This is a genomic window from Enterococcus sp. DIV1315a, from assembly GCF_051712325.1.
In the GTDB taxonomy this organism is placed as follows: domain Bacteria; phylum Bacillota; class Bacilli; order Lactobacillales; family Enterococcaceae; genus Enterococcus; species Enterococcus faecalis.
In genome coordinates this window covers 1388783-1407082 of record NZ_JBIOOS010000001.1, presented here as the reverse complement: position 1 = coordinate 1407082, position 18300 = coordinate 1388783, and the positions used below count along the sequence as shown (strand labels likewise).

Below are 18300 nucleotides of genomic sequence, written 5' to 3'. Positions count from 1 at the left end.
AAGAACGTACTTTAAAGTAAGCGAGAATGCTACTTTTGAGAAAAGTCAACTCATGGTATAATAGAGAAATGAAATGAGGAGAAGCAAATGATTGGTATTAGTAGTTGCTTAGGTGGGATTTGTTGCCGTTACGATGGAAAATCTCAAGAACAAGAAGCGTTAAAACAACTTGTAACTAATGGAAAAGCAATAATGGTTTGTCCCGAAGTTTTAGGAGAGTTGCCCATTCCACGTCCGCCAGCAGAAATCATTGGCGGGGATGGCTTTGATGTTTGGGCGAATACTGCTTATGTATATACGGATAACGGGGAAGATGTGACTGAGGCATTTAAAGCAGGGGCACAACGCGCGTATCAAAAATTAAAAACTCAACAAATTACAACCTTGATTTTGAAAGAAAAAAGTCCCAGCTGTGGCAGCCAGCTGATTTATGATGGACAATTTTCTGGCATTAAAAAAGCTGGAGTTGGGGTGGCAACTGCTTATTTTATTCAACAAGGAATGACCGTTTATTCTGAAGAAACATGGCAACTTGCGGACATTTCTTTTTAAAAGGTAAAAACTTAGTAAAAAAAGATTGACTATTCCCTATGAAATCGGTAACCTATAAGGGATTGAAGATGGGAGCACGGCTCATGGAAATGGAAAAAACAAACCGCATGAATGCGTTATTTGAATTTTATTCGACATTATTAACGGAAAAGCAGATGAATTATATGGAGCTTTACTATGCTGATGACTTTTCTTTAGGAGAAATTGCGGAAGAATATGAGGTTAGTCGCCAAGCGGTTTATGATAACATTAAACGAACCGAAAAAATTTTAGAAGAATATGAAAAAAAGTTACATCTTTATTCAAACTATGTTGTACGGAAAGAATATCTTGAACAACTACAGCAGTATGTTCAAGAAACTTATCCCAAAGATAGTGAAATCAAAAAATATATTGAACAAATTCAAGAAATAGAGGAATGAAACTATGGCTTTTGAGAGTTTAACAAACCGCCTACAGCAGGCAATGAGTAAAATCCGTCGTAAGGGAAAAGTTTCCGAAGCCGACGTAAAAGAAATGATGCGAGAAATCCGTTTGGCTTTATTAGAAGCCGACGTTAATTTACAAGTGGTCAAAGATTTCACAAAACGTGTCAGAGAACGGGCAGTAGGAGTCGAAGTATTAGAAAGCTTATCACCAGCCCAACAAATTGTAAAAATTGTTGATGAAGAATTAACGAAAACGTTAGGTTCAGAAACGGTTGAACTGAATAAATCTCCAAAAATCCCGACAGTGATTATGATGACAGGGTTACAAGGGGCTGGTAAAACAACTTTTACTGGTAAATTAGCAAAACACTTAATGAAAACTGAAAACGCTCGTCCGCTTTTAATCGCTGGTGACGTTTATCGTCCAGCAGCGATTGATCAGTTGAAGGTTTTAGGTCAACAATTAGAAGTTCCCGTTTTTGATATGGGAACAGATGCTAATCCAGTGGAAATTGTTCGTCAAGGGTTAGCATTAGCAAAAGAAAAGAAAAATGATTATGTCTTAATTGATACGGCCGGCCGTTTACACATTGACGAAGCTTTAATGGACGAATTGAAACAAATTAAAGAGTTGGCTGATCCCAATGAAATTCTGTTAGTTGTTGATGCGATGACGGGGCAAGATGCTGTCAACGTTGCAGATAGTTTTAATGAACAGCTTGGAATTACTGGGGTTGTTATTACCAAAATGGATGGCGATACTCGTGGGGGGGCTGCGCTGTCAATTCGGGCAGTAACGGGTGCTCCGATTAAATTTGTCGGTTCTGGTGAAAAATTAACCGATTTAGAAATTTTCCATCCCGATCGTATGTCGAGTCGTATCCTAGGTATGGGGGACATGTTGACGCTAATTGAAAAAGCGCAACAAGATTACGATGAGAAAAAAGCAGAAGAACTTGCTCAAAAAATGAAAGAAAACAGTTTTGACTTTAACGATTTCATTGAGCAATTGGATCAAGTTATGGGCATGGGACCGATTGAAGACTTATTAAAAATGATCCCTGGAATGAGTAACATGCCTGGTATTGAAAATGTCAAAGTCGATCCAAAAGATGTGGCACGGAAACGGGCGATGGTCTTATCAATGACCCCTGCAGAACGTGAAAATCCTGATCTATTAAATCCTAGTCGCCGCCGCAGAATTGCAGCTGGTTCAGGAAATAGTGTGGTTGAAGTCAATCGTATGATTAAACAATTTAAAGAATCCAAAAAAATGATGCAACAAATGTCCAAAGGGGATATGAACATTCCTGGTATGGATCAAATGTTAGGTGGCGGCGTTAAAGGCAAGCTAGGTAAAATGGCCATGAATCGTATGATGAAGAAAAACAAAAAGAAGAAAAAGAAAAAAAGATAAACAGGCTTTAGTTAATTATTGGAAGAAACAGAAAGTGCGTCATCAGTCTCTTCGACTGATGGCGCACTTTCTGTTTAAGCGTAGTTTTGGATAATTGCGTTTAACGCTTCGGCAAAACCAGCGCCGTGTTGTTCATAATATGACGTAAATCGTTCATCGCCAACATACATAAGGCCTAACCCTTTGTGTGCTTCTGGCGAATAGCTTGACCAAGAGTACATTAACCAATCTTTGTGTAATTGGAAAATTTCTTGCGCAAGTTGGCTAGTCAACTTGGGTGATTTTTGATACATGGCTAACTTAGAAAATAAATCTTTTTCCACGTTCTGCATTGCTTGCATGTCTTTTTCCGTCAAGTTTAAATATTTTTTGTTGGCTTGTTCAATCGTTTCGTTGCCATATTTTTCCCGAATCTCTTTACCATATTTTTCTTCGTTTTCTTGAACTTTTTGTTGTTTGAATGCTTCGAATTTTTGCTGATCTGACATGTTTATCTCTCCTTTGTAATGGTGTAAGGTTTGTTGAACAGAGGCTAAAAGACGATCAATTTCATTGCGCTTTTCCAATAGTTTTTGTTGATGCTCGTATAAAGCCTGTTCAACATTAAAGTCAGGTTGCTCCAAAATTTCTTTAATTTCATCTAGTTTCAGATCCAATTCACGGTAAAAAAGAATTTGTTGCAAACGATTCACCTCGGCTTGCCCGTAAATTCGATAACCAGAAGAATTAATTCTGGCTGGTTGAAGAAGACCAATTTCATCATAATATCGTAACGTCCGTGCACTGACGCCAGATAGTGAAGCCATTTTTTTAATTGTATATTCCATCATTCATTCCTCCTGACAAAATCTATCATAAACCTTTACGTAACGAGAGGGTCAAGCAAAAAAATAAAAAAAGTGAGACAACCTGTAAAAAGTTGCCTCACTTTTTCTCGATTGATTCAATTAGGCAGTTAAGCGATTAAAGAAATCCACGTAAGCATCTACAATTGATTGTAAGAAGCCAACAGTGCCATCAATAATTTTACCATCTTCACCAATTAAGTTCGTAATACCGCCAATATAGGCTTCAGGTTGTTGTAAAGTTGGAACATTTAAGAAGACTAATGATTGTCTTAAATGATGGTTCGCACCAAATCCGCTAATTGCACCTGGTGAAACACTCACCACAAGTCCTGGTTTTTTATCCCAAACGCTTTCGCCATACGGACGTGAACCGACATCCAATGCATTTTTTAAAACAGCTGGTACTGAACGGTTATATTCTGGTGTTACAAACATTACGCCATCTACTTGTTTAACTTCTTCACGGAATGTTGTCCAAGCTTCGGTGGGGGTTCCTTCATCATCCAAATCTTGATTGTATAATTCTAAATCACCTATGTTAATGAAAACAGGTTCGAAATCAGCTGGAAATAAGTCCGCCATTGTTTTTGCTACCAATTTGTTAAATGAATCTTTTCTTAAACTCCCTACAAAAATACCAATTTTTTTTGTCATGTAAATCCCTCCATTTTTCTTTTACTTACTTTATGATAGTACTTTTTCAAAAAAAGCGCAAACGTTTTATCCTTGTACATTGTTGAACTTCGTAACTTCACGTATAATAGCTAGTAAAAGGATGAGTAAAGGAGCAACTGCTTGAATAAAAAAATAAATTGGCGCCGACAGTTAACACAGTTGGAGAAACAAACATTGACTGAATTAAAAAACAAGGAAATGATTAAACAAGGAACTTTTTATAAATTGGAACAAACATTTCCTGAGGAATCAGCTTATACTTATTATGGTTTATACAGGAAGGAACAAACCATTCAAGCATATATCGTAGGGTATTGTTTTGATGGGGAAACCTTGGAAGCGACGATTGTTGCGCCAAATGTAGGACCATTTTTTGAAGAACTTGTTCAAGAACTCGAAAAGCAAGCAGCTTTGTGGGGAATGAAAGAAGTCTTTCTCGTGATGGACGACAAGCAATCTGTTGGCCTGAATTATTTTAATAGACAAGGAATTGTGCCAGCTTTTTCAGAACAGTATCTGGTTTTTCAAAGAGAAACTTACTCACAGGCGTTGGCGAAGCTGACACTTCTCCGACCACAAGTGGCTGATTTGGATTCCTTGGCTAGGTTACTCGAAGGTACGCCTTTGCCGGAGGACCTTCAACGAACACTTATTTATAAAGAAAACAATCAACTTTTAGCCACGCTACGTTTGGATCATTTTGAAAACGAATGGGGGATTTATGGCTTTGTTGTGACAAAAACGCAACGAGGTCGCGGTCTTGGCCGTCAAGTGTTACAGTCTGCGCTCCGAATGATTTTAGAAAATTCAGCTTCAGCGACTATTTTTTTAGAAGTTGAAACAGAAAATCAAGCAGCGCTTCATCTCTATCAAACAGAAGGCTTTCAAGTGAGAAACCAGTACAACTATTATCAAATTTTGTAAAAATTCTTCATTATTTCGTTTGTTTTCCTGCAAATTGGCTAAAAAAATTGAAAAAAAGTAAAGGTGTCAAGAAAAAACTCTTTACAGGTTGTTGTTAATCTGTTAAACTAACTCTTGTGATTAAGTTAATGGAGGTGTATTTAATAATGGCAGTTAAAATTCGTTTAAAACGTATGGGTTCTAAAAAGAGTCCTTTTTACCGTATTGTAGTAGCTGATTCTCGTTCTCCTCGTGATGGACGTTTCATCGAAACTGTAGGTACTTACAACCCTTTGAAAGACCCTGCAGAAGTAGTTTTAAAAGAAGATTTAGTTTTAGATTGGTTATCTAAAGGTGCGCAACCTTCTGATACAGTTCGTAACATCCTTTCAAAAGAAGGCGTTATGAAAAAACATCATGAAGCTAAAAACGTTAAGAAATAAGGTGATTGAATATGGCAGATGTGAAAGAGTTAATTTTAACTATTGTCCGTCCGTTAGTCAGTCAACCTGAAGCAGTCTCATTAGAAATTGAGGAATCAACTGATTTCCTCGAGTATAATTTGACTGTGGCCAAAGAAGATATTGGACGTATCATTGGTAAACAAGGGCGTGTTGCAAAAGCAATTCGGACAATTGTTTATAGTGTACGTATCGATGGTCCGAAAAAGGTCCGTTTAAATATTCTTGATGGTAAATAAGCATTAACAAGGAGGTAGCCTAGCTATCTTCTTTTTTTATACATAACCAAAAAGTTTTCATTGCTAGAGATAGGCCTTTCTTGCTAAAATAGATGTATCCAGAATAAAGGAGCGATTTGTATGGCAAAACGAATTATCATTATGAACTTTGATATTGAAAGTAAATCGTACCAAGCATTTTCCGAAATAAAAAAGATGCAGGCAGAAAGACAGCTTAAAGGTGAGCAAATGGCGGTTGTTACGCATGTTAATGATGGCCAGCATCAATTTAAAATCAATGATTTTATCGATTTTACAGGCAACAATCATACATCAAAAGATAGCATGATTGGGATGCTAGTAGGCATATTAGGTGGTCCTCTGGGCATTCTTTTTGGCTGGTTTGCTGGAAGTATGTATGGTGCAAGCAAAGACGCCAAAGAAATTCAAGAAGCACAAACGGTTTTTGAACATGTGATTCAAAAGATTGATGAAGGACAAACGGGATTGTTATTAATTGCAGAAGAAGAAGACAACCGTCCGCTCAACCAATTGGTTATGTTTGACTTAGGTGGCGAAATCACGCGGCTTGATTTAGAGGAAGTCCAACAAGAAATTAACGATGCGAACGAAGTTGCAAATGAAGCGAAACAATCGTGGCAAGCAAAAAAAGAACAACACAAAGAAGCAACATCGAAAGAAGAATAAGGAGCAAAGACTGTTTTCTGAATAAAGGAAAACAGTCTTTTAAAATACTAAGAAATCACGGTTTTTTATGGTAGTTTGCTAATTTTTTGTTATTTTATCGTAAAATACGGTAAACTAAGAAGGAAACTTTGAGAAAATAGATAAATTATTATTTGCTAAAGGAGCAAACTTCTTCTAAAATAAAAAGGAAGTTTAAAAGAAAGTATGGTAGCAGATGGAAATACAATTTTTAGGAACAGGCGCTGGTGTACCAGCAAAACATCGCAATGTCACAGGAATTGCGTTGAAATTATTAGATGAACGAAATGCAGTTTGGCTCTTCGATTGTGGGGAAGGGACTCAATTGCAAATTTTAAAAAGTAGTATTCGCCCAAGAAAAATTGAAAAGATTTTTATTACACATTTACATGGGGATCATATTTTTGGTTTACCTGGTTTGTTAAGTAGTCGTTCTTTTCAGGGCGGGACAGAACCTTTAGAAATCTATGGACCAGTTGGGATTGCTGACTTTGTCAAGACTTCTTTACGGGTCTCGCAATCGCGGTTGTCCTATCCACTGAAATTTATTGAATTAACGAAAGAAAATGACGTTATTTTTAAAGATAAACAATTCACTGTTCGCTGTAATATCTTGGACCATGGCATCACGAGCTTTGGCTATCGAATTGAGGAAGCAGCGCATGAAGGAGAATTACAAGTAGAGAAACTTCAAGCTTTAGGGATTCCTTCTGGGCCGTTGTATGGCAAACTCAAACGTGGTGAAACGATTGTTTTTGATGGACAGGAAATTAATGGACAAGCGTTTGTGGGAGAGCGTAAACCTGGACGAATCGTGACGATTTTAGGAGACACTCGCAAAACCAAAAATAGTGTAACTTTAGCACGACGAGCGGATGTTTTAGTCCATGAAAGTACGTTTAATAAACACGAAGCAAAAATGGCAAAAGCCTACTTCCACTCAACCAGTCAACAAGCAGCTGAAGTTGCAAAAGAAGCGCAAGTAAAACAACTTATTTTAACGCATATTAGTGCCCGTTATTTAACCAAAGAGGCCTATCAGCTTCAAGAAGAAGCCCAAGAAATTTTCCCCAATACAAAAATCGTAAAAGATATGGATATCATTGAGATTCCATTTGCCAATGAAGGAGGAGCTTAGATGGATTTAACAAATAAAGTCGTTGTCGTAACTGGAGGTTCAGCTGGTTTAGGTGAACAAATTTGTTATGAAGCAGCTAAACAAGGGGCGGTCGTCGTTGTCTGCGCCCGCAGAATTAATTTGATTGGTAAAGTTCGCGAGCAGTGTGCTGTTTTAAGCGGACGAGAAGCATTTTCTTATCAATTAGATATTGCCGATCCAGAAAGTGTTGAACGTGTGGTTGAAGCTATTTCAGCAGAAGTTGGTCCTATAGATGTTTTAGTCAACAATGCTGGTTTTGGCTTGTTTGAAAATTTTGTTGAAATTGACTTGGCTGTTGCACGCCAAATGTTTGATGTCAACGTTCTAGGAATGATGACGTTTACTCAAAAAGTAGCTATTAAAATGATTGAAGCTGGGCAAGGACATATTATCAACGTTGCTTCAATGGCTGGGAAGATGGCTACAGCTAAATCAACCGTTTATTCTGCAACGAAATTTGCTGTGTTAGGTTTTTCAAATGCTTTACGTTTAGAATTGAAACCGTTGGGTGTAGCAGTAACGACTGTCAATCCAGGACCAATCCAAACAGAATTCTTTGATAAAGCGGACCCGACAGGCACATATCTAGCTGCGGTGGATAAAATTGTTTTGGACCCTACGAAATTAGCGAAAGAAGTGGTTGGGAGTATGGGGACTTCTCGACGTGAGATTAATCGTCCATTTGTCATGGAAGCGGCAGCCCGCTTTTATACATTGTTTCCACATTTAGGAGATTTCATAGCGGGAAATATTTTAAATAAAAAATAAAGGAGTCGATCAAGTCATGAAAAATCAATGGCGTGTTATTTTGGGCCTTGTGTTGGTCTTAATTGTTGTTATTTTTGCTGTTTTAAATAATCAAGCTGTTCCAGTAAACTTTGGTTTTACTAAAATTAGTGGACCGTTAATCTTAATTATTTTAGGTTCTGCAATTATTGGCGCACTAGTTGGATTACTAACCTCCACAACCACCATTTGGAACCAACGTAAGGAATTAAAAGCTGTACAAAAAGAGTTGGATATTTATAAAAATGATATGGATAAATTAGTCAAAGAAGAAACGGAAAAAGTTCAACGTTCTTTTGATAATCAATTGGCTGATTTGCAAGCCAAACAAGCGGCAGCACCACAAGTCTCAGAACCAGTGGTCAACGAACAAACGTCAAACACAGAAGTAGACGTAACGCCTGTGTCAGGTAGTCGTATTGATCGTTATGTGAAACCTCGTGTGAATGAAGAGGAACAAAAATAAGGAAGAGACTTTATCACTAAGTTTCTTTTAAAATAAAACTGTGATATCTGCTATTTATCTAACAGATATCACAGTTTTTTTCTCAGATTTAAAAAAATGCTTTCTTTAGTTTTTGGAAAAATTTTGCTATAATTACTTGGTTAGGAGTGACGTCGTGAAAAAATCAAACTATCAATGGCAGTTACAGACAAAGACAGAATTACCTGTAGAATTTATAGAACAATTAAAAAAAGAAGAAATTAATCCATTAATTGGCCAACTTTTATGGCACCGCAATATCCGGACAGAAGAAGCATTACGTAAGTTTCTACATCCGACTATCGAAGATATTTATGATCCGTTCTTAATGCATGATATGGAGAAAGCGGTAGCCCGCATCCAGCAAGCCGTCGAAGCGGGTGAACAAATCCTTGTCTATGGGGATTATGATGCAGATGGCATCACTAGTACCACGGTTATGAAAGAAGCAATCGAATTAGTCGGTGGCATGGTTCAGTACTTTCTACCGAATCGTTTTGTTCATGGCTATGGGCCTAATAAAGACGTATTTGCTGAACAAATTGAACAAGGAGTCCAATTAATTGTAACCGTTGATAATGGTGTAGCCGGACATGAAGCAATTAACTACGCTATGGCACAAGGAGTAGATGTAATCGTTACTGACCATCATGAATTGCCTGAACAATTACCAGAAGCCTATGCGATTGTCCACCCTAGACATCCACAAGGTGACTATCCTTTTGGAGATTTAGCTGGTGTTGGCGTGGCTTTCAAAGTCGCTACTGCGTTACTTGGTGAATTGCCAATTGAGTTATTAGATTTGGTAGCAATTGGGACGATTGCTGACTTGGTTTCATTAACCGATGAAAATAGAACGTTTGTCAAAATGGGCCTTCAAATGATTCAAACTGGTGATCGAATTGGTTTAGACGTTTTATTACAAGAAGCGGGTGTGAAAAAGGAAGCTGTTTCAGAAGAATCAATTGGCTTTACCATTGGACCTCGTTTAAACGCATTAGGTCGATTAGGGGAAGCCGCACCAGGTGTTGAATTGATGACTACATTTGATGAAGAACAAGCGCTGGAAATCGCTAAATATATCGATCAACAAAACAATGAACGAAAAGACATTGTAACGACGATTGCCAAAGAAGCCCTGGATTTAATCGACCCGAATGCGCCGGTCCATATTTTAGCGAAACAAGGCTGGCATGAAGGCGTCTTAGGGATTGTCGCGGGCCGCATTATGCAAGAAACGGGGAAACCAACCATTATTTTAGCAATAGATGAATCTGGTACGACCGCTAAAGGCTCTGGACGTAGCATTAGCGCATTGAATCTCTATGAGGCGTTGAACGAAGTGCGTGAGCAATTCACTCATTTTGGTGGGCATCATATGGCAGCGGGAATGACTTTACCTGTTGAAAATATTCCTTTTGTTCAAGAACATTTGGTACACTTTATTGAAAAAAATCAAATTGATATGGCTAATGGACAAGAGTTGCTCATTAGTGAGAGCTTAGCGGTTTCGCAGGCCACGACTACTTTTATTGATCAATTGCGTATTTTGGCGCCTTTTGGGACCGATAATACTGTTCCAACTTTTGTATTTAAGGAAATCACGCCTACGCAAATTCGGCAAATTGGTGCAGATAATGCACATCTGAAATTTCAAATGAATCAAGAAGGGGCACAATTGGATGCAATTGCTTTTCAAATGGGGCCTCAAGCGGATGAACTAGCACAAGGAACCGCCGATGTGGCAGGCCAACTTTCCATCAATGAATGGAATGGTCGTAAGAAACCACAATTAATGGTGACTGATTTTGCTGTATCGGGAAGACAATTATTTGATTTTCGTGGCAAAAATAATCAAACGAAACCAATTCCTTCAGAAGCAACAGCTTATCTTTTGTTTGATGAAAAAAATCAAAAATTCATTTCAGATCCAACCGCTAATATTATTGTTTGGTCAAACCAAAAAGAATTGGTGGAAGCTGTTTCTCAAAATCAAATCGAACAACTGGTTTTTGTCGACTGTCCTGTGGAAGCAATCACGGTTAAAGAAATTGTTGAAGCGACTGAGATACAACGTATATACATGATGTTTATTTCACCAGAAGAAGCTTATTTAAACGGTATGGCTTCACGTGAACAATTTGCAACATTGTATAAATTTATTTTGCAGCAAAAAGAAGTAAATCTACGTTCCCAGCTATCGAAGGTGGCAAATTACTTAAATATCCAAGAAAAATTATTAATTTTCATGATACAGGTGTTTTTTGACTTAGGATTTGTTACAATAGAAAGCGGTGTTTTAAACAGTATTGAGAAACCCGACAATCGACCATTGACTGAAAGTCAAGTGTACCAACAACGATTGAAAAAAATAAAAACAGAAGAATTTCTACTTTACAGTGATTGTCAAACAATACAACAATGGCTGTGGAATGAGGAGGACAAATAAAAATGGATTTAAGAGATTACATTGCAAGCATTCCAGATTATCCTGAGAAAGGGATCGTGTTCCGTGACATTTCTCCATTAATGGCTAATGGGGATGCCTACCGTGAAGCAACGAAACAAATCGTGGATTACGCGAAAGAAAAAAGAATTGATATGGTTGTAGGACCAGAAGCTCGTGGCTTTATTGTCGGCTGTCCAGTGGCTTATGAACTAGGGGTTGGCTTTGCTCCGGTTCGTAAAAAAGGAAAACTTCCTCGTGAAACCATCGAAGTGACTTATGACTTAGAATATGGTTCAGATACATTAACGTTGCACAAAGATGCCATCACACCAGGTCAACGTGTTTTGATTTGTGATGACTTGCTAGCAACTGGTGGTACAATTAAAGCAACCATCGAATTAGTCGAACAATTAGGTGGTATTGTGGTTGGTTGTGCGTTCCTAATTGAATTAATGGATTTACATGGCCGCGATAAAATTGATGGCTACGATATTGTTACCTTAATGGAATACTAATCTAATTTAATTAGAAAGAGCGAAGGAATTTAATCCTTCGCTCTTTCTTTGACATATTTATAAAAACGGAGCATAGCTTGGGGGGAACACACCGTTTTATTATTTATTAAGGGAACTTACGATAAACGTATCTTGCTTGCTGTTGTTTACGTGTACGTGTATAACGCTTCTCATCCCATGACATAAACCAAAGAATAAATAACGGCGTCACGATCATAAAAGCAAGACGTAATCCTAATGTTCCCAAAAAAATACCTATAACCAATACAAAAAATAAAAATCCAACACGACGAATTGCTTCCATGTGTATCACCTCTTCATTTGATTCGAACGAGTGTTCGTATTGTTATTATACGAATGTATGTTCGTTTTGTAAAGTCTTTTCTACTAATTTATGTTAAAATAATTCGAAAAGAAGAATAATCCTTTATAATAAAGAGATTTAGGGCAATAAAAGAACACGATGCTCAAAGCATCGTGTTCTTATTGTGCTGTGATTACGTATAAAAGAGAACAGAAAAATACATGAGGATCGCTGCAAGCATGACGAACAAGTGCCAAACCACATGCATAAACCGCACATTTTTCAATGAATAGAAGGCTGCACCTAATGTGTAAGACACGCCCCCTGCGACTAATAACGCCGTTCCTGTAAACCCAAGAGATTCATATAACGGACGAGCAGCGATGATACAGAGCCAACCTAAAACAATATAAATAATCGTTGAAATGTTTTTCACTGTTTCTTGTTTATGCAACGTGAGGGATTTATAGACAATACCGACAATGGCGATTAACCAGACTAAACTAAATAAGGTCCAACCTAACCAACCGCCAATACTAATTAAGCAAAACGGCGTATAGCTGCCAGCAATCAATAAGAAAATAGAACTATGATCGAAGACCTGAAAGACCTTTTTGGCTCTTGTAAAAATTAAACTATGAAATAACGTTGAAGATAAAAAAAGTAGAATCAACATGGAGCCATAAATAGCATAAGATACCACGTGAATTGGTGAACCTAAACGAGCTCCTTTAACAAGTAAAATGACTAAGCCAGCAATACTTAAACCTGCGCCTATGCCATGTGTAACTGCATTTAAGACTTCGTTCACGATTAGGTATTTTTTTGAGAAATGCGTTTTTTCCAATAAATTCACTTCCTTTATTTTAATTTGATGAAAAATTCGGCAGTGTCTGTTATACTATAACTAGATAATTAACCGTTTAATGGTATTCTACCATGAAAACAGGTTCCTTTTAAAGAAAGAGTGATAAATTTATGACAAACGTTAAAATCGTAACGGATTCTTCATGTACGATGGAAAAAAGTCTTAGAGATGAATTAAATATCCATATGATGCCTTTATCAATTATGGTTGATGGCGTTGTTTATCCAGATGATGATCATTTGCCAGGCGAAAAATTTATGGACATGATGGCTAATGCGAAGGCCTTACCCAAAACCAGTCAACCACCAATTGGTGAATTTGTAGAATTATATGATCGCTTAGGTGAAGATGGCAGTGAAGTAATTTCGATTCACATGACAAAAGGCTTAAGTGGAACGGTTGAAGCGGCCCGTCAAGCTAGCAACTTATCATCAAGTAAAGTAACGGTGATTGATAGCGATTTTACAGACCAAGGTTTGTCTTTCCAAGTCATTCAAGCAGCAAAATTGGCACAAGCGGGAGCGGGTGTTCCAGAAATTTTAGCTGAAATTGAACGCGTCAAACAAAATACTAAATTATACATTGGCATTTCAACATTAGATAATTTGGTTAAAGGTGGACGAATCAGCCGTACAACAGGATTATTATCAAACATTTTTAATATGAAAGTTGTCATGGACTTTGAAAATACGGAATTGATTCCTGTAGCGAAAGGCCGAGGCGTTAAAACGTTTAATAAATGGTTTGACGAATTGAAATCAGAATTAAGTAAGATTCCAAATGTTCGACAAATTGGCATTTCTCATGCGGATGGGCTAGAACTAGCAAATGGATTCAAAGAAGGATTACAAGCAATCTTTAAAGACATGGATATTCCCGTATTACATACGAATCCAGTCATTGCAACACATACAGGAAAAAATGCCTTTGCTATTATGTACTATACAGACTAAGAAATAACGAGGTTGGGTCTCACTCTTAAATGAGTAGACGCAACCTCTTTCTAACAAGAAAAGGAAAATTTCTTGTTAGTTTATTTAAAAGGAAGTGACGAAGATGAAAAAACAAACACAGCATATTTTGCTGACCGTCTTAACACCTATCCTCATTGCGCTAGGTGTTTTTACATTGTTAAGTGTGGCCATCCCCAAAGCAAAGCCACTATTAAAGCAAGAGAAAGTGGCCACAACTGCTCAAAAAAATCAAAAAGAAGTCATTCATTATACAGCAATCGGTGATTCTTTAACTGAAGGAATTGGCGATTTGACGAATAGTGGAGGTTTTGTTCCTATTGTGGCAGATGATTTAAAAGAACACTACAACTTGAACGGTGTTCAAACAGACAATTTTGGGAAAAATGGGGATCGTAGTGATCAAATTTTAAAACGAATCAAAGAAAAACCTGAAATTCAAAAGGGCCTTGCCTCTGCGGACGTGATTACGCTAACGGTTGGCGGAAATGACTTAATGAAAGTAATTAGTAGTAATATTTTCGACTTGAAAGTCAGCTCGTTCAATCGTCCACAAAAAGCCTATCAACGCCGAGTAAGACGACTACTTGAAGAAATCCGAGAGTACAACGAGAAGGCCCCTATTTATGTCTTAGGAATTTACAATCCCTTCTACTTAAACTTTTCCGAAATTACAGAAATGCAAGAAATCGTTGATAACTGGAATCAAGCAACCGAAGAAATGGTTCAAGAGCAAAAACGAGCCTATTTCATTCCTATCAATGATTTACTCTATAAAGGTCGTGGCGATGAAGTTGGCGTAACTGGTGGTGACTCAGAAACTACAGGAAGTAGTGCTAGCAAAGAGGATTTAAACAATTTGTTATATGAAGAAGATCGCTTCCATCCGAATAATCTTGGCTACCAAATTATGGCCGGAGCTGTCCGGGATGAAATGGTCAAGACAGAGAAAGAATGGATAACCAAATCAGAAGGTAGTGAATAAAATGAATGAAGAAAAGCCAAAAACAAGTAAATCAATTAAAAAGACACAACCAACCAATCTTAAACGAAATCCCTGGAAAATCGCTTTTCTTGTTCTAGTTGGTTTAGTCATTGGTAGTGTAGCTTTCGTGACATTTCGAGCAACACAAGTTCGCGAACCAGATTTAAAGAAAATACCAGCAATTGTTGAAAAAGAAGGCGAGCCAGTCGTCACCATTCAGTCAAAAAAACAACAAGTGAACAAACTGATTGACTTTTATTTAGCCGACTTTCAAAAAGGCTCGGAGATTAAATATAAATTTTATTTAGAAAATGATGCTTTATTAAATGGAACATTTCAGGTGTTAGGGCATGACATTCCTTTTTACTTATATTTTGATCCTTACGTGATGGCGAATGGTAATGTACAATTAAAAGCAAAAAGTTTATCTATAGGAACGTTAGGCTTGCCAATTAAAGAAGTATTGAAATTTGCTAAACGTTCTTACAAACTACCTAAATGGGTTGAAATCAATCCAGATGATCAAACTGTTTTATTACGTTTAGATCAGTTTAGAATGCAAAATGGTCTATTTGTTCGAGCAGAAAAGATTAATTTAGTTGACGATGACATTCGGATGAATATATACTTGCCAAAAGAGAAATAAAAAAGGAGTGTTAGAGATGGAAGAAAAAGCAATTTTTGCAGGCGGCTGTTTCTGGTGTATGGTGCAGCCTTTTGATACACAACCAGGGATTATCTCAGTTGTTTCGGGTTATACAGGTGGGCATGTGCCTAATCCAACATATGAACAGGTTCTAACACACACAACAGGCCATACGGAAGCAGTAGAAATCACTTTTGATCCAGCGATTATTTCTTACGAACAATTAGTGGAGATTTATTGGCAACAAACGGATCCCACTGATGCTTTCGGTCAGTTTCAAGACCGCGGCGATAATTATCGGCCAGTTATTTTTTATCGTTCTCAAGAACAAAAAGAAATTGCTGAGAAAAGTAAAGAACGTCTAGCTAATAGCGGTCGTTTTACAGAACCAATTGTTACTACCATCGAACCAGCAGCACCATTTTATCCTGCTGAAGAATACCATCAAGACTTTTATAAAAAAGACGCTTTGCGTTATGGATTGTCCCATCAACGTAGAAGTGAATTTATCGAAGAAAAATGGAGTGATTAATTTACATGAGACGAAGCTTTTACCATTACTTAATGACATTAAAAGGTCCGGCTAAAGATCCTGAAACTGATTTTGCCAATGAAGCGGCCAAAGATATTCAGTTTCCAAAACAAACCGAGGATTATCATGAACTTTCTTCTTATTTAGAAATGAATGCTGACTATTTAAGCAACATGGACATCTTTGATGAGTTATGGGAAAAGTACCTTGAAAACAATAAATAAATCCAGAGGAAAAGCAAACAAAGCTTTTCCTCTTTTTTCATTCATGTTATAGTAAACAAAAGTAGTGACGAATTTGTTAGAAATGAGATGAAATCTATGAAGAACAAACGAACTGTTCCTTTTTATCAATATATTATTTCGCTCCTCTGTGTCGCATTTTTAGCTGGAGGAAGTAGTTATATTTATTTTGATCATCGTGTTAAAAAGATGAGTCAAGAAGGGGCAATTACCAATGATGATTTAAGCAAAGTGCAGGATTTATATAATGAAATTAGTACCAATTATGTAGGTGAAGTAGATAAAAATGAATTAGTTGAAGGCGCCTTAAAAGGCATGTCTGAAGCCATTGGAGACCCATACTCAACTTATCTAAATGAATCTGCTGCCAATGATTTAAATGAAAGCTTATCTGGCGATTTTGAAGGAATTGGTGCCACTATGACAATGAAAGATGGCGAACCAGTTGTAGCAGAGGCCCCTGTAGCAGATTCCCCAGCTGAAAAAGCGGGAATCAAAGAAGGCGATATTATTGAAAAAGTTGATGGTACAGCTACAAAAGGGATGAAACTAGCAGAAGTCGTCTCAAAAGTCCGAGGAAAAAAAGGAACTTCCGTTGAATTGACTATCCAAAGAGAGGGAGAAACTAAAAATATCTCAATCAAACGTGGGAAAATTCCCGTTAAAACAGTGACTGGTGAGTTAGACAAAAATGATGCACAAATTGGCTCGATTAAAATTACGTCCTTTGGTAAAAAAACATATCAAGAATTGAAAGAAACAATCACGAATTTACGTGCCAAAGGAGCTAAATCCTTTGTAATTGATGTACGCCAAAATCCTGGTGGACTGCTAGATCAAGCAGAGCGAATGGCCAGTATGTTTTTAAAAAATGGCGAAACAATTGTTCAATTTGAAGACAAAAAAGGACGTACGATGAAAGAAGTTGCTTCCAAAGAATTAGACGACGGCTTTAAAGTAAAAGAACCTGTTGCAGTTATCATTGATGGCAATAGTGCCAGTGCATCCGAAATTTTTGCTGCAGCACTGCATGAATCTGCGAATGTCCCATTAATTGGAACGAAAACATTTGGCAAAGGAACGGTCCAAACGGTGAAAGATTTAAATGACCAAACCGAAATAAAATTGACTGTTTTAAAATGGTTAACACCAAAAGGCGAATGGATCAACGAAAAAGGAATTGAACCAACCATCAAAGCTGATTACCCCGAGTATGCCTATTTAAAATTGATTCCTCGCGATAAAACGCTAAAAGAAGGAGATCAATCTGAAGATATTCAGAACTTAAATGCTATTTTAGCTGTATTAGCGTATCCTGTTGATGAAAACAATGCAAACTACACCGCAGAAACAAAAGCAGCGGTTAGCGATCTTCAACAGAAAAATGGCTTGCCTGTAACTGGAGAAATCGACAATGAAACAGCCACAAAAATTGAAGCCACTTTAGGTAAATTAATTCTTGAAAATGACGCTGCCTACGATACAGCAGTCAAAGAAATTCAAAAAAACTAGAAAAAAGGTGGCACGAAGTTGAAGAAGAAACGTGATTATGTTGGGTATTTAATGTACTTTCTGAAAATTTTAGTACCAGCAATCGTAGCCGTTTTTATTTTAAGAGGATTTTTCCTGATTCCTGTTCGGGTGGATGGCCATTCTATGCAAAAAACCTTGAATCAAGGAGATATGATTGTGATGGAAAAATTCTCCGCCATTAAACGGTTTGATGTGGTGGTCTTTAAAACAGACACAGGATCGATTCTGATTAAACGTGTGATTGGTTTACCAGGAGAAGCTGTGCGTTACGAAAACGATCAGTTATATGTCAATAATCAGCCAATCGCTGAACCGTATTTAACTAAAAACAGAAAAAAAGATCATGAAACGATGCCTTACACTACGAATTTTGATTCAAAAGAATTGTTAATGCAAGAAAAATTACCTAAAGATAGCTATTTTGTACTTGGTGATAATCGCCGTATGTCCAAAGACAGCCGTTCTTTTGGTGCAATACATGCAGATCAAATCTTAGGGAAAGCACAATTTGTTTATTACCCACTCACTCATATGAAGATCATTCCTAAATAAGTAAGACCACTAGTTCGTTTATTTAAATAACGACTAGTGGTCTTTT

At 37.3% G+C, this 18300-nt stretch carries 23 protein-coding genes; 19 read left to right on the top strand and 4 right to left on the bottom strand.

Annotation, left to right across the window (positions count from 1 at the left end):
• Window positions 1-87: 87 nt before the first annotated feature.
• The 3 genes from IGJ03_RS06805 to ffh all read left to right on the top strand — a co-directional run bounded on the left by IGJ03_RS06805 (window position 88) and on the right by ffh (window position 2397).
• Window positions 88-552 (top strand): DUF523 domain-containing protein, encoded by a 465-nt coding sequence (locus IGJ03_RS06805; RefSeq protein ID WP_002374733.1) that lies wholly within the window; start codon window positions 88-90, stop codon window positions 550-552.
• An 83-nt stretch (window positions 553-635) separates the two neighbouring features.
• Entirely contained in the window at window positions 636-974 is a 339-nt protein-coding gene (locus tag IGJ03_RS06800) for a putative DNA-binding protein (protein WP_002357429.1), read from the top strand.
• A gap of 4 nt (window positions 975-978) precedes the next feature.
• Window positions 979-2397, top strand: a complete 1419-nt coding sequence (ffh, locus tag IGJ03_RS06795) for a signal recognition particle protein (RefSeq protein WP_002361897.1) — start codon at window positions 979-981, stop codon at window positions 2395-2397.
• 74 nt (window positions 2398-2471) lie between these two features.
• Here ffh and IGJ03_RS06790 read toward each other — a convergent pair whose 3' ends face one another.
• Together IGJ03_RS06790 and IGJ03_RS06785 are read right to left on the bottom strand one after the other, a co-directional pair.
• A complete protein-coding gene (locus IGJ03_RS06790; RefSeq protein WP_002357431.1) occupies window positions 2472-3227 on the bottom strand; it encodes a MerR family transcriptional regulator in 756 nt (251 codons plus the stop codon).
• Window positions 3228-3344: 117 nt separating this feature from the next.
• On the bottom strand, window positions 3345-3899 hold the full coding sequence (locus tag IGJ03_RS06785; protein WP_002357432.1) for an NADPH-dependent FMN reductase: 555 nt from the start codon (window positions 3897-3899) through the stop codon (window positions 3345-3347).
• A 141-nt stretch (window positions 3900-4040) separates the two neighbouring features.
• Here IGJ03_RS06785 and IGJ03_RS06780 point away from each other — a divergent pair, with 141 nt between their 5' ends.
• From IGJ03_RS06780 to IGJ03_RS06740, 9 genes are all read left to right on the top strand, one after another.
• The gene (locus IGJ03_RS06780; RefSeq protein ID WP_002369325.1) at window positions 4041-4844 is read left to right on the top strand and encodes a GNAT family N-acetyltransferase; all 804 of its coding nucleotides are present in this window, start codon (window positions 4041-4043) and stop codon (window positions 4842-4844) included.
• Between the two features lie 146 nt (window positions 4845-4990).
• Entirely contained in the window at window positions 4991-5266 is a 276-nt protein-coding gene (gene rpsP / locus IGJ03_RS06775; protein WP_002357434.1) for a 30S ribosomal protein S16, read from the top strand.
• Window positions 5267-5277: 11 nt separating this feature from the next.
• A complete protein-coding gene (locus IGJ03_RS06770) occupies window positions 5278-5523 on the top strand; it encodes a KH domain-containing protein (RefSeq protein ID WP_002357435.1) in 246 nt (81 codons plus the stop codon).
• Window positions 5524-5643: 120 nt separating this feature from the next.
• Entirely contained in the window at window positions 5644-6210 is a 567-nt protein-coding gene (locus tag IGJ03_RS06765; RefSeq protein ID WP_002357436.1) for a hypothetical protein, read from the top strand.
• Window positions 6211-6424: 214 nt separating this feature from the next.
• Window positions 6425-7366 carry a ribonuclease Z gene (gene rnz / locus IGJ03_RS06760; RefSeq protein ID WP_002360200.1) on the top strand — a complete coding sequence of 314 codons (942 nt, stop codon included), beginning with the start codon at window positions 6425-6427 and terminating at the stop codon, window positions 7364-7366.
• Complete coding sequence (locus IGJ03_RS06755) at window positions 7367-8155, top strand: SDR family NAD(P)-dependent oxidoreductase (RefSeq protein WP_002357438.1); 789 nt, start codon at window positions 7367-7369, stop codon at window positions 8153-8155.
• Between the two features lie 16 nt (window positions 8156-8171).
• On the top strand, window positions 8172-8639 hold the full coding sequence (locus IGJ03_RS06750; RefSeq protein WP_002369327.1) for a LapA family protein: 468 nt from the start codon (window positions 8172-8174) through the stop codon (window positions 8637-8639).
• A gap of 154 nt (window positions 8640-8793) precedes the next feature.
• Window positions 8794-11106 carry a single-stranded-DNA-specific exonuclease RecJ gene (recJ, locus tag IGJ03_RS06745; RefSeq protein ID WP_016633914.1) on the top strand — a complete coding sequence of 771 codons (2313 nt, stop codon included), beginning with the start codon at window positions 8794-8796 and terminating at the stop codon, window positions 11104-11106.
• 2 nt (window positions 11107-11108) lie between these two features.
• Entirely contained in the window at window positions 11109-11621 is a 513-nt protein-coding gene (locus IGJ03_RS06740) for an adenine phosphoribosyltransferase (protein WP_002357441.1), read from the top strand.
• 106 nt (window positions 11622-11727) lie between these two features.
• On the opposite strand, the gene IGJ03_RS06735 is transcribed toward IGJ03_RS06740, so the two are convergent.
• Window positions 11728-11925, bottom strand: coding sequence for a hypothetical protein (locus tag IGJ03_RS06735; protein ID WP_002360203.1), 198 nt, complete (start codon window positions 11923-11925; stop codon window positions 11728-11730).
• Between the two features lie 193 nt (window positions 11926-12118).
• Window positions 12119-12772 (bottom strand): PAQR family membrane homeostasis protein TrhA, encoded by a 654-nt coding sequence (gene trhA, locus IGJ03_RS06730; RefSeq protein ID WP_002357443.1) that lies wholly within the window; start codon window positions 12770-12772, stop codon window positions 12119-12121.
• Window positions 12773-12903: 131 nt separating this feature from the next.
• On the opposite strand from trhA, the gene IGJ03_RS06725 reads away from it, so the two are divergent.
• The 7 genes from IGJ03_RS06725 (at window position 12904) to lepB (ending at window position 18254) form a co-directional block, all read left to right on the top strand.
• On the top strand, window positions 12904-13746 hold the full coding sequence (locus tag IGJ03_RS06725; protein ID WP_002357444.1) for a DegV family protein: 843 nt from the start codon (window positions 12904-12906) through the stop codon (window positions 13744-13746).
• A gap of 103 nt (window positions 13747-13849) precedes the next feature.
• Window positions 13850-14749 (top strand): SGNH/GDSL hydrolase family protein, encoded by a 900-nt coding sequence (locus tag IGJ03_RS06720; RefSeq protein WP_002365717.1) that lies wholly within the window; start codon window positions 13850-13852, stop codon window positions 14747-14749.
• Window positions 14742-15395 carry a YpmS family protein gene (locus IGJ03_RS06715; RefSeq protein WP_002357446.1) on the top strand — a complete coding sequence of 218 codons (654 nt, stop codon included), beginning with the start codon at window positions 14742-14744 and terminating at the stop codon, window positions 15393-15395. Before IGJ03_RS06720 ends, IGJ03_RS06715 begins: the two co-directional genes overlap by 8 nt.
• Window positions 15396-15411: 16 nt before the next feature.
• Window positions 15412-15927, top strand: coding sequence for a peptide-methionine (S)-S-oxide reductase MsrA (gene msrA / locus IGJ03_RS06710; protein ID WP_002377304.1), 516 nt, complete (start codon window positions 15412-15414; stop codon window positions 15925-15927).
• Window positions 15928-15932: 5 nt separating this feature from the next.
• Complete coding sequence (locus IGJ03_RS06705; protein ID WP_002357449.1) at window positions 15933-16151, top strand: YozE family protein; 219 nt, start codon at window positions 15933-15935, stop codon at window positions 16149-16151.
• 87 nt (window positions 16152-16238) lie between these two features.
• Window positions 16239-17681 carry a S41 family peptidase gene (locus IGJ03_RS06700; RefSeq protein ID WP_375804641.1) on the top strand — a complete coding sequence of 481 codons (1443 nt, stop codon included), beginning with the start codon at window positions 16239-16241 and terminating at the stop codon, window positions 17679-17681.
• Between the two features lie 18 nt (window positions 17682-17699).
• Window positions 17700-18254, top strand: coding sequence for a signal peptidase I (gene lepB / locus IGJ03_RS06695; protein ID WP_002382369.1), 555 nt, complete (start codon window positions 17700-17702; stop codon window positions 18252-18254).
• Window positions 18255-18300 lie beyond the last annotated feature (46 nt).

Bases quoted from the DNA above. Each gene is read 5' to 3' on its own strand.
- IGJ03_RS06805 (WP_002374733.1), top strand. From the start codon at position 88: ATGATTGGTATTAGTAGTTGCTTAGGTGGGATTTGTTGCCGTTACGAT.
- IGJ03_RS06705 (WP_002357449.1), top strand. From the start codon at position 15,933: ATGAGACGAAGCTTTTACCATTACTTAATGACATTAAAAGGTCCGGCT.
- rnz (WP_002360200.1), top strand. From the start codon at position 6,425: ATGGAAATACAATTTTTAGGAACAGGCGCTGGTGTACCAGCAAAACAT.
- msrA (WP_002377304.1), top strand. From the start codon at position 15,412: ATGGAAGAAAAAGCAATTTTTGCAGGCGGCTGTTTCTGGTGTATGGTG.
- IGJ03_RS06750 (WP_002369327.1), top strand. From the start codon at position 8,172: ATGAAAAATCAATGGCGTGTTATTTTGGGCCTTGTGTTGGTCTTAATT.
- ffh (WP_002361897.1), top strand. From the start codon at position 979: ATGGCTTTTGAGAGTTTAACAAACCGCCTACAGCAGGCAATGAGTAAA.
- IGJ03_RS06755 (WP_002357438.1), top strand. From the start codon at position 7,367: ATGGATTTAACAAATAAAGTCGTTGTCGTAACTGGAGGTTCAGCTGGT.
- IGJ03_RS06790 (WP_002357431.1), bottom strand. From the start codon at position 3,227: ATGATGGAATATACAATTAAAAAAATGGCTTCACTATCTGGCGTCAGT.
- IGJ03_RS06765 (WP_002357436.1), top strand. From the start codon at position 5,644: ATGGCAAAACGAATTATCATTATGAACTTTGATATTGAAAGTAAATCG.
- rpsP (WP_002357434.1), top strand. From the start codon at position 4,991: ATGGCAGTTAAAATTCGTTTAAAACGTATGGGTTCTAAAAAGAGTCCT.
- IGJ03_RS06720 (WP_002365717.1), top strand. From the start codon at position 13,850: ATGAAAAAACAAACACAGCATATTTTGCTGACCGTCTTAACACCTATC.
- IGJ03_RS06700 (WP_375804641.1), top strand. From the start codon at position 16,239: ATGAAATCTATGAAGAACAAACGAACTGTTCCTTTTTATCAATATATT.
- IGJ03_RS06785 (WP_002357432.1), bottom strand. From the start codon at position 3,899: ATGACAAAAAAAATTGGTATTTTTGTAGGGAGTTTAAGAAAAGATTCA.
- IGJ03_RS06800 (WP_002357429.1), top strand. From the start codon at position 636: ATGGAAATGGAAAAAACAAACCGCATGAATGCGTTATTTGAATTTTAT.
- IGJ03_RS06735 (WP_002360203.1), bottom strand. From the start codon at position 11,925: ATGGAAGCAATTCGTCGTGTTGGATTTTTATTTTTTGTATTGGTTATA.
- IGJ03_RS06770 (WP_002357435.1), top strand. From the start codon at position 5,278: ATGGCAGATGTGAAAGAGTTAATTTTAACTATTGTCCGTCCGTTAGTC.
- IGJ03_RS06725 (WP_002357444.1), top strand. From the start codon at position 12,904: ATGACAAACGTTAAAATCGTAACGGATTCTTCATGTACGATGGAAAAA.
- IGJ03_RS06740 (WP_002357441.1), top strand. From the start codon at position 11,109: ATGGATTTAAGAGATTACATTGCAAGCATTCCAGATTATCCTGAGAAA.